This is a genomic window from Desulfofundulus luciae (genome assembly GCF_030813795.1).
GTDB classification, from domain to species: domain Bacteria; phylum Bacillota; class Desulfotomaculia; order Desulfotomaculales; family Desulfovirgulaceae; genus Desulfofundulus; species Desulfofundulus luciae.
The window spans coordinates 48,441-58,310 of sequence record NZ_JAUSUX010000016.1 but is presented as its reverse complement, the minus strand read 5'-3'; the positions used below and the strand labels follow the sequence as shown (position 1 = coordinate 58,310).

The window sequence follows — 9,870 nt, the reverse complement described above, 5'->3', positions numbered from 1 at the left end:
TAGCTTGATTTTTGGTGTTTTTTGGGCGCGTGAGGTCTCATTTCTTTTTCAGGGGGCTGATCCCCTTCTGGTGCCTACTGAAATTTTACACGGCCCAAGGGGAGACGTGCGGGGGCGAGAAGTGAGGGTGGGAAAATTTCCCACCCTCACTTAAATTTGCTTTTGCTTATTATGGTTAGGATTCACGGCTGAAGGCCAAAAGAATTATTTCCTTTCCCTGCCTTCCGGCATTTAATTTTTTCTCTACTTCCTGTAGCTGGCTAAGCTGGATATCGTTCAGATCGGCAAATTCCATTCCTCGAATATCCATCTTCTTCCTTTTGATCCCTCCTTTCTCGATATGTGTTTTTAGTATGTCCCTCTGGGCAAAACTTAGATTGTACTTTCTATTGAAAACACCTTAAAATTTCAATATAATAAAGTCGCTCTCGTTTTTTATTGTACCAACCTTTATTTTATTCAAAAGTTGTTCGGAAACATCGTACGGGGGTAAACCATGCGGCGCCTGTGGACAACCTTTTTTTGTTGTCTTTTGCTTTTATTTTCTCAAGCTGCCCAAGCAGCGTCACAACCGCAAATACTAGGGAAAGCGGCTTTGCTGATGGATGCGCGGAACGGGCAGGTTCTGTACCAGAAAAATGCAAGTTCGCCCATGTACCCGGCCAGTACTACAAAAATCCTCACGGCCATTATTGCCCTGGAACATTCCCGCCTGGATGAAGTGGTTACGGTTCCCCGCGAAGCCACCCGGGTGGAGGGATCTGCCATTGGTTTGCAGGAAGGCGAGAGGCTCACCATGGAGGATCTCCTGTATGCCCTGTTGCTGGCTTCGGCCAATGATGCGGCTGTGGCCATTGCCGAACATGTGGCCGGCTCCGTCCCTGCCTTTGCTGCTTTAATGAATGAAAAGGCACGTTCAATCGGAGCCCGGTCAAGTAATTTTCAGAATCCCAGCGGTCTGCCCGACCCCCGGCATTATACAACCGCCTACGACCTGGCCCTGATTGCCCGGTATGCCATGCATAATCCTGTCTTCAGGACCATTGTGTCCACCCGTTTTAAGCAGATCCATAGGCCGGATGCGGATAGGAGTAAAGGCCCCCCCCAGGAGCACCTCTGGAATCACAACCGGCTTCTTTCCCGCTACGAGGGGGCCATCGGGGTTAAGACCGGTTATACCATTGAAGCGGGGCAATGCCTGGTGGCCGCCGCTCAACGCAATGACCGGGAATTAATTGCCGTGATCCTGAACAGTCAGGGGGCAGCCGTTTACAGTGATGCCCGGGCTCTGCTTGACTATGGTTTTTCCGCCTTTAAGCCGGTTCAGTTGGCGGAAAAGGGGGAAAAAGTATCTTCCTTTTCGGTAACCGGTGGAGCTGAGAAAGTTGAGGCAATTACCGGGAATAGTTTTTATTTTAATTTTCCCGCCGGCGAAAAGCCGTCCTTTGAGCAGAAAATCGTTGTACACCAGGATTTACGGGCACCCCTGGCCACAGGGCAGAAGGTGGGGGAACTGGTTTTTACCCGGGCCGGGGGTAAAGAGCTGGGGCGGGTGGATCTGGTATCGGCCCGGGCCGTAGGTACCAGTGTAACCAGGCGGTGGTCCACCTGGGTCCTGGGTGCAGTCGTATTTCTAGTGGCTTTGCGTTTAAGGGCCATGATGGTGCACCGCTGGCGCTGGCGGCGGCTGCGCTACCCGCCATATTTACGCTAAACCAGTTTTTTAGCCGCCATTGACTTTTTTCTGTATGTTTATTATACTTACACAAAGGGCTAAATGGCGGGGTGAGCTCCAGATGCAAAGAGTCATTAACGAAGTGGAGGAAAAACTCCGGGCCGGTGATTCTAAACTGACGCCGCGCCGGGAGCATATCCTGCGCGTACTTTTGGAAAATAAAGACAAACACCTGAGTGCGGAAGAGATTTACAATCTGGTTAAACAAAAAGCTCCCGATGTGGGGCTGGCCACAGTTTACCGCACTTTAGAACTCTTTTTAGATTTTGATATTATCCACAGCATCGATTTCGGGGACGGCCGCAAACGCTATGAGTTTGGTGGTGAACGGGGAGAAGGACACCACCACCATCATCTCATCTGTACCCGTTGCGGGAAAATCATAGAGGTCAATGAAGATCTGCTGGAGGATCTGGAAAAGCGGGTTACAGAAACTTATGATTTTACGATTACAGACCACGAGTTAAAGTTTTTCGGATACTGTAAGGAATGTGCCGGGAAGGAGAGTTGAAGGTCCGCATACCTGCCCTTTTTTATTTGCAGGAAAGTAAAAAAACTTCGCAACCAGGCGTGGCCTTTAGCAACAGTTACCTGAAGTTGGTTCCTGGTGGTTGTGCCGGTCCACAGATTGTGTACTATGATAGATATAAGGAACGTGTTTTCAATGATTAACAAGGTGGTGTTGCAGCACGCATAAGTCTCCGTTACGTAACTGTTTTTTATTAATTTATATGAAAAATATCACTATGTTACATAAGCACTTGTAAATTTAATATTAAAGTTGACTTGAGATGGTTGTGTTGGTGCAAGCTGGTGGAGTATGATAATGATACCAGACTTTTTCCAGATACACACGAGGGGGTATTTTAGCATGGAACTGCCGCGGCATTACAATGAAAACAGGCTGGTTCTGATGATACAGGAACCCACCGTCATTTTCAGTTACTGGGAACTGTCCCGGGGACAGTGGGAGTCCCTGGGGGAAGGGCGTCCTTTATTTTTGCGGCTTTATACTACCGGGTTAAACCAGGGTGGTACTATCCTAATGGAAGTGTCTCTCCCCCCCTTTACTAACGACTGGTATTTTCGCGATGTGTTTCCTGAGTATATTTACCAGGCCGAACTTGGTTATTACGAGCCGAAAGGGGAATTTTATCCCCTGCTTCGTTCCAATCAGGTAGTTACGCCCCGTACCCGGACAGTGGAGGGAGTGGCGCGGTTTTTGAAAGTGGAGACCGTTATTCGGGTCGATACGGATGAGGACACCGTAGAAGATGAAGGAGAAGGCACTGCCTTTTGGGGAGGATACAGTTCAGTGGATTTACCGCATAAGAGTTAACTTATTGACTGGAAAGGGGTAACATCGTAATGCCCGCAGGCTACCTGGCGTTAGTGCTGCACGCCCATTTACCCTATGTAAGGCATCCGGAGATGCCCGAGTGCCTGGAAGAGCGCTGGTTCTTTGAGGCCCTGACCGAGTGTTACATCCCCCTGGTGGAAGTGCTGCAAGGGTTGGTCCGGGACGGGGTGTCCTTTCAGCTAACCATATCCCTTTCTCCGCCCCTTTTAGCCATGCTTGCCGATCCCCTGCTTCAAAAACGCTATCTAAACCATCTGGAGGCAATGATCCAGTTGGGGGAGGCGGAGTGCCGGCGTACTGCGGAAGACACCGACCTGCACCCGCTGGCTTTGATGTACCTGGAAAAGTTAAATGAGGTCCGGAGGGCGTATACAGAAAAATATCAATGTGACTTAATTGGTGCTTTCCGAAACTTACAGAAGATAGGGAGAGTGGAGCTAATTACTACCTGTGCCACCCATGGATACTTACCGCTCATGCAGACCAGGGAGGCCAGGAGGGCACAAATTGGTGTGGGGGTTGAATTTTTTGCGCGGCATTTCGGCGGGCCTCCCGATGGATTCTGGTTGCCGGAATGCGGATATGCCCCTGGCGTGGAGGAGTTGCTTAAAGAATTCGGCATCCGTTATTTTTTTGTTGAAACCCACGGGTTGCTCTACGCGGAACCCGCCCCACGCTATGGTGTTTTTGCTCCGGCCAGTTGTGCCAATGGAGTGGCTGTTTTTGGGCGGGACCCGGAGAGTTCCCGTCAGGTTTGGGACAGGCAAACTGGTTATCCCGGCGACTATTTCTACCGGGAGTTTTACCGGGATATTGGCTATGACCTGGATGTGGACTATTTGCGTCCCTACCTGCCGGCGGGTACCATCCGGGTGGATACCGGGTTCAAGTATTACCGCATTACCGGTCCGGGCCCCCATAAAGAACCCTACCGTCCGGAGCTGGCCCGGGAACGTGCGGCGGAGCATGCCGCTCATTTTCTTTTCCACCGGCAACAGCAGGTGCTTCGTCACGGGGCAAAGATGGACCGTCCCGCGCTGGTGGTTGCCCCCTATGACGCGGAGTTGTTTGGTCACTGGTGGTATGAAGGTCCTCAATGGATAGATCTGCTTAGCCGTAGAATTTGCTTCGATCAGGATGTAATTCAGATGATTACTCCTGGCCAGTACCTGTCCCTGCATCCCGATTTGCAGGTGGTGGATCTGCCCATGAGCAGTTGGGGGGAAGGGGGCTACAACCGTGTCTGGCTGAATCCCAGCAATGACTGGATTTACCGCCACCTCCACCGGGCCGAGGCTGTCATGGCTGACCTGGCCGATTTGCATCCAGACGCTTCCGGGGTGAAAGAACGGGCCTTAAATCAGGCTGCCCGGGAATTGCTTTTAGCCCAGAGCAGTGACTGGGCCTTCATCATTAGAACAGAAACCGCCGTAGAATACGCCCGGAAAAGGCTGACCGGGCATATCGGCAGGTTTAACCTCCTGACGGAGCAATTGGAAAAGGGGTGTATTGACGAAGCGGTGCTCCAGGAAATGGAATACCGGGACAACATTTTTCCCCATCTGGACTACCGCATTTACAGCCGCCACCGGCGGTACAACGTCATGTGCGTGGAGCCCAGGCCACCTTTGCGTATCTTGATGCTGTCCTGGGAATATCCACCCGCCACTGTGGGTGGCCTGGCCCGGCATGTTTACGATCTTTCCCGGGCCCTGGCCCGCCTGGGGGACGAAGTGCACGTAATTACCTGTCCCGTGGCCGGAGAAGAAGCTTACTCGCTGCAGCAGGGCGTTCATGTGCACCGGCTCCTGCCGGAGCAGCTTGGCGCAAAGGATTTTTTGACCTGGGTTAAGCAGTTAAACGAAGGCATGATCACACTGGCCCATAAAGTAATCGCGACCTGGGGGATGCCGCACCTGGTTCACGCCCATGATTGGATGGTGGGGGCGGCCGGCGACCACCTGCGTGAACGATACGGGTTTCCCCTGGTGGCCACTATCCATGCTACGGAGTACGGGCGGAACAGGGGCATCCGTACCGACCTGCAGCGCCGGATCCACGAAAAGGAATACCTGCTTACCCAGGGGGCTACCCTGGTTATCTGTTGCAGCAATTACATGGCTGAGGAGGTAAGCCGTCTTTTCGGGCTGGACAGGGAAAAGGTAAAGGTTATTCCCAACGGGGTGGATCCGGTCAATTTAACGGATGGGAGGACGAAAGAACCGGATTGCAAGGACCTGTACCACCGGGACCCGAACATCGTGTTCCTGGGCCGTCTGGTGCCCGAAAAAGGAGTGCAGGTGCTCCTGGAGGCCTTGGCATCCATATCGGAGCGTGTTGAAGGGGCCAGGCTGCTGGTGGCGGGCCGGGGTCCCTACGAGGAGTACCTGAAGGGTCGTGTTGAGGAACTGGGGCTGTCACCGAGGGTGCAGTTTGTGGGTTTTGTGGATGATCTGGGACGTAACCGCCTTTTGGAAATGGCCCGGGTAGCGGTGTTCCCCAGCCTTTACGAACCCTTTGGGATCGTGGCCCTGGAGGCCATGGCCGCCAGGGTCCCGGTGGTGGTTGCCGACACGGGTGGATTGGGTGAAATTGTGGAGCATGGGGTAGATGGTTACAAGGTGCCGCCGGGTAGAGCGGACATGCTGGCCCATTATATAACCCGGTTGCTCTTTTATCCTGAACTGGCCGTTGAAATGTGCCGGCGTGCCTGGCGCAAGGTTATTACATTTTACGACTGGCAATACATTGCCGAAGAAACACACCAGGCTTATTGCCAGGCCATGGCTACAACCGGTTCCCCCGTGGCATAGAGGAATATAGCCAGTGATGATTTGTTCCCCAAGCACAAAAATTACCAGAAAATCTCTTGCAATCTGGAACCATTTAGCTACTGCTGTAATATGATGATTAGAAAAACAAGGGGTGTCGGGTTTCAATGAAGCTGGAAGGGATATTTACAGATTGGCTGAAGCCTTTTCCACTCAAAAAAATCAGTCCGTGGTGGATTGTCGGCGGGGTAATCCTGCTGGTGCTTGTACTTATTGCAGTCATTGTAATAGTGGTGATTTAGTTTTAAAGATGCCGGTTCTGCTACGCGGAACCGGATTTTTATAATTAAGACGTATGGTGTCACACCGGGTGTATTAAAGGTCGACCAGTCCTTTTGATAAAAAGAGGGCGCCAGGAACCGCCGGGCAGCTTTCCTCATACCATGAAAATAGCATGATTGAGCCTCCAGGAGGGATGATCATGGGGGGCGGGGTTAAGCTGGGACTGGCTTTAGGTGGCGGTTTTTTGCGGGGCATAGCTCATGTTGGTGTTTTGAAGACGTTGACCGCCGAGGGGATTGAACCGCAGTTGGTGGCGGGAACCAGTGCGGGTAGTATTGTTGCCGCGCTTTACTGCAGCGGGTGGAGCATCCGGGAAATGGAAAAGCTGGCCCTGGAGGTAAACCCCCAGGATATATATGATTTAGGCCCCATGTTTATTAACCTGGGAGCTATGGCCGTAAAGGTCCTCATTGATCTGCTTCACCTGCCCGTACCCTTTCCTTCTCCCCTGGGGTTAATGTCGGGTTGTAAACTGGAAAGCTGGGTGGAACACCTGGTAGAACGGAAAACCTTCCGGCAAATGGGGAAATTGCTGGCCATTACTTCGGTGGATATTCATACCGGCCACCGTATTATTTTCGTCAGTGAGGATGTCACCCACCGCCCTCCACCCGAGGATATTTTTTTTATCCGGGGGATACCGGTGGCCCAGGCGGTTCGGGCCAGTTGTTCAGTTCCGGGACTATTTGAACCGAAAAAAGTCGGTGGCCGGCTGTTGGTGGACGGCGGCCTGCGGGAAAATGTACCGGTGGAAGTGCTCCATCTTCTGGGTGCCGATGTGGTGGTGGGAGTGGATGTGGGGTACGAGGGGGAGCACTACAAGCCCATCGAAAATATGGTCCAGTTACTCAGCCAGTCGCTGGATGTTATCGGCAGCGAAGTTACCCGGGTCAAACTGGAAAACTATGCCGACGTGGTGATCCGCCCCATTCTCACCGGGGTTACCCCCTGGGACTTTTCCCGCAATGCTTACTGCATTGCCCAGGGAGAAAAAGCCGCCAGGGCGGCGCTTCCCGAGCTAAAACGCATATTGCAGGAAAAAAGAAGCCGCCGTTAGCCCGCCCTTCTATCGGTAGGGGCTATTTTTTTACTTTGCTTTAGGGTAAGGCCAGGGTATAATTACGTTGTTAAAGGAGGGATTTGTGATGACCTTTTCTCCCGGCGGTTTAGCCACGGGTATTGGCAGCCTGCCCTACACCGATCCAGGACAGGCGCTACCCCTGATTAGAGAAAATATGACCGCTATTCCCCACTGGCCCCAGTTGCCCCAAAGGGGTAGTGCCGAGGGCTTTGTGTACCAATTTTTACAGCCCCTGGTCCAGTTTGAATTGCTGGTGACGGAAAACGACCGGGCTGTCTTTGATGATGAAAACCTCCACTGGCCCGAAAGGCTAACCAATTTTTATACGGCCTACCTGGCGGTGGAAGAGAAAGACCTTACCACCCTGGAAACCTTTGCCCTGCCCCGCGAGGCAGCGGCAGGTTTTTATGCCTTCATGGAAGATATGGCAAGGGATATCGGTGAAGCCCTTTATCTCAAGGGCCATCTGGCCGGTCCCCTTACCATTGCCTTTCAGTTAAAAAACCGCCAGGGCCGGGTGGCTTATTACGAAGAGCAACTGCGGGATCTGGTGGTAAAAGCCCTCGCCGCCCACGCTTACTGGCAGGCCCGCACCCTCGCCAGGCTTAACCGGCCGCCGATAATTTTCGTGGACGAGCCGGCCATCAGTGTCTACGGCCAGTTTACTTACATTACCGTCACCCGGGAAATGATCAAAAACGATCTAAACACCATCTTCCATTTTATTCACGAGGCGGGCGGGCTGGCCGGGGTGCATTCCTGTGATGCCATTGACTGGTCCATCCTCTGTGAATGTGATCTGGACATTATCAATTTAGATGCCTATAATTTTGGTCCTTCCTTATTTGTTTACGCCCGGGAATTAAGGGACTTCATTCACAGAGGGGGGGTCATAGCGTGGGGCATTGTGCCCACCTCTGAAAAGGCCTTTGATGAAGACGAGAAATCCCTGCTGTTACGCTGGAAGAAGCTCTTCTCCGGACTGGTAGAGCGGGGGATTCCGGCGGAGCTGTTGTACCGCCAGTCCATGATTACCCCTGCCTGCGGCACCGGCCTTTTGGCCCCGGAACTGGCCGAGCACATTTACCGTCTTACCCGGAAGGTGTCGGAGCGGGTTCGTGAGGGGGGGTTTTAATCGTGTTACCCGACCTGCACCTGCACACCTGCCGGTGCGGTCACGCCAGCGGGGATGTGGCGGAGTATATTGCCGTGGCCCGCTCCCGGGGCCTTAAACATATCGGTTTTGCCGATCATATCCCCATGTACTGGTTGCCCCCCGGCCGGCGGGATCCGGAACTGGCCATGACCGACGAGGATCTGCCCGGTTATATCGAGTCGGTCCGGAAGCTTAAGCAGAGTCATTCCGATTTGACCATCTACCTGGGGATAGAGGCCGATTATATACCGGGTTACGAAAACCACCTGCACACACTACTTTCCCGTTATCCTTTTGATTATGTCCTTGGTTCGGTGCACTACCTGGACGGCTGGGGTTTTGATAACCCGGATCTGGTGGAGGAATACACCCGGCGGGAAATTGATGAATTATACCGGCAGTACTTTCAGCTGGTGCAGCAGGCGGCCCGCGCAGGTCTTTTTGATGCCATCGCCCACCCGGATTTAATTAAAAAGTTTGGTTACCGGGCCCGCATGGACCTGCAGGAGCTTTACGAGGAGACAGCCCGGGCCTTTGCCGAGGGTGGTGTGTGCGTGGAGGTAAATACGGCCGGTTTGCGCGTGCCCGCCGGGGAAATTTATCCCTCTTTAGATTTCCTCAAGCTCTGCCGCCGCTATCACGTTCCGGTGACCGTGGGCTCCGATGCCCACCAGCCCCGCCTGGTGGCTTACGGTTGGGACCAGGCCCGGGAATGGTTGCTGGCCGCCGGCTACCGTGAGTTGGTAGTGTTCAAAAAACGGATGCAGGTAGTAATACCTCTTTTTTAATAATAACCTTGAGATTAGCCAGATGCTGGCTAATTTTTTTATTTTTTCTTGCGGGCCAGCAGGAATTTACTTCTCCCTGGAGAATTAGGGTGGTGTGATGTGGAGTAAAGTGGAATCAAAGTGGATGATAGTGGGGCATCCGTGATGTTTTTAGGCGAGTACCGGCATACCATTGATGCCAAGGGACGCTTGATTATACCAGCCCGCTTCCGCGAAGGCCTGGGCGAAAAATTCGTTTTGACCAAGGGTCTGGACGGATGCCTTTTCGCCTACCCCCCTCAAGAATGGGCGGAACTGGAAAATAAGATGCGGTCCTTGCCCTTGACCAAGGCCGACGCCCGGGCCTTTGTGCGTTTTTTCTTTTCCGGTGCCTGTGAATGCGAGGTAGATAAACAGGGTAGAATACTTATTCCAGGAAACTTAAGGGAGTATGCGGGTATCGAAAAGGATGTAGTGGTGATTGGTGTTTCCGCCAGGGTAGAAATCTGGTCTGCCGAGCGGTGGGAGGCCTATAACTCCCGGGCAGCCGGTCAGGTGGAAGAAATTGCGGAAAAAATCGTGGATTTAAATTTGGGAATTTAGATTTCCCAGGCCTGATGGGGGCGGGTTTTCACCTGCCCCTACAGTGACGGGTGGG

The 9,870-nt window shown here is 52.8% G+C and carries 9 protein-coding genes; all 9 read left to right on the top strand.

The features are described 5' to 3' along the window. Positions 1 to 496 precede the first annotated feature (496 nt). The 9 genes from J2Z49_RS10275 to mraZ all read left to right on the top strand — a co-directional run bounded on the left by J2Z49_RS10275 (position 497) and on the right by mraZ (position 9,815). Positions 497 to 1,714 carry a D-alanyl-D-alanine carboxypeptidase family protein gene (locus J2Z49_RS10275; RefSeq protein ID WP_307402796.1) on the top strand — a complete coding sequence of 406 codons (1,218 nt, stop codon included), beginning with the start codon at positions 497 to 499 and terminating at the stop codon, positions 1,712 to 1,714. Between the two features lie 82 nt (positions 1,715 to 1,796). Continuing rightward, positions 1,797 to 2,246: a Fur family transcriptional regulator gene (locus tag J2Z49_RS10270; RefSeq protein WP_307402794.1), complete on the top strand. Its 450-nt coding sequence runs from the start codon at positions 1,797 to 1,799 to the stop codon at positions 2,244 to 2,246. A gap of 360 nt (positions 2,247 to 2,606) precedes the next feature. After that, positions 2,607 to 3,074: a DUF4912 domain-containing protein gene (locus J2Z49_RS10265; RefSeq protein WP_307402792.1), complete on the top strand. Its 468-nt coding sequence runs from the start codon at positions 2,607 to 2,609 to the stop codon at positions 3,072 to 3,074. A gap of 29 nt (positions 3,075 to 3,103) precedes the next feature. Next, the gene (locus J2Z49_RS10260; protein WP_307402790.1) at positions 3,104 to 5,908 is read left to right on the top strand and encodes a 1,4-alpha-glucan branching protein domain-containing protein; all 2,805 of its coding nucleotides are present in this window, start codon (positions 3,104 to 3,106) and stop codon (positions 5,906 to 5,908) included. A 125-nt stretch (positions 5,909 to 6,033) separates the two neighbouring features. Beyond that, entirely contained in the window at positions 6,034 to 6,168 is a 135-nt protein-coding gene (locus tag J2Z49_RS10255; protein ID WP_307402788.1) for a hypothetical protein, read from the top strand. A 179-nt stretch (positions 6,169 to 6,347) separates the two neighbouring features. Continuing rightward, a complete protein-coding gene (locus tag J2Z49_RS10250) occupies positions 6,348 to 7,265 on the top strand; it encodes a patatin-like phospholipase family protein (protein ID WP_307402787.1) in 918 nt (305 codons plus the stop codon). 88 nt (positions 7,266 to 7,353) lie between these two features. Beyond that, complete coding sequence (locus J2Z49_RS10245; RefSeq protein ID WP_307402785.1) at positions 7,354 to 8,424, top strand: uroporphyrinogen decarboxylase/cobalamine-independent methonine synthase family protein; 1,071 nt, start codon at positions 7,354 to 7,356, stop codon at positions 8,422 to 8,424. 2 nt (positions 8,425 to 8,426) lie between these two features. Continuing rightward, on the top strand, positions 8,427 to 9,233 hold the full coding sequence (locus tag J2Z49_RS10240; protein WP_307402784.1) for a histidinol-phosphatase HisJ family protein: 807 nt from the start codon (positions 8,427 to 8,429) through the stop codon (positions 9,231 to 9,233). A 144-nt stretch (positions 9,234 to 9,377) separates the two neighbouring features. Continuing rightward, on the top strand, positions 9,378 to 9,815 hold the full coding sequence (gene mraZ / locus J2Z49_RS10235) for a division/cell wall cluster transcriptional repressor MraZ (RefSeq protein ID WP_307402782.1): 438 nt from the start codon (positions 9,378 to 9,380) through the stop codon (positions 9,813 to 9,815). The last annotated feature ends 55 nt before the right edge of the window (positions 9,816 to 9,870 follow it).

Coding starts and splice junctions, on each gene's coding strand:
- J2Z49_RS10275 (WP_307402796.1), top strand. CDS start 497: ATGCGGCGCCTGTGGACAACCTTTTTTTGTTGTCTTTTGCTTTTATTT.
- J2Z49_RS10270 (WP_307402794.1), top strand. CDS start 1,797: ATGCAAAGAGTCATTAACGAAGTGGAGGAAAAACTCCGGGCCGGTGAT.
- J2Z49_RS10265 (WP_307402792.1), top strand. CDS start 2,607: ATGGAACTGCCGCGGCATTACAATGAAAACAGGCTGGTTCTGATGATA.
- J2Z49_RS10260 (WP_307402790.1), top strand. CDS start 3,104: ATGCCCGCAGGCTACCTGGCGTTAGTGCTGCACGCCCATTTACCCTAT.
- J2Z49_RS10255 (WP_307402788.1), top strand. CDS start 6,034: ATGAAGCTGGAAGGGATATTTACAGATTGGCTGAAGCCTTTTCCACTC.
- J2Z49_RS10250 (WP_307402787.1), top strand. CDS start 6,348: ATGGGGGGCGGGGTTAAGCTGGGACTGGCTTTAGGTGGCGGTTTTTTG.
- J2Z49_RS10245 (WP_307402785.1), top strand. CDS start 7,354: ATGACCTTTTCTCCCGGCGGTTTAGCCACGGGTATTGGCAGCCTGCCC.
- mraZ (WP_307402782.1), top strand. CDS start 9,378: ATGTTTTTAGGCGAGTACCGGCATACCATTGATGCCAAGGGACGCTTG.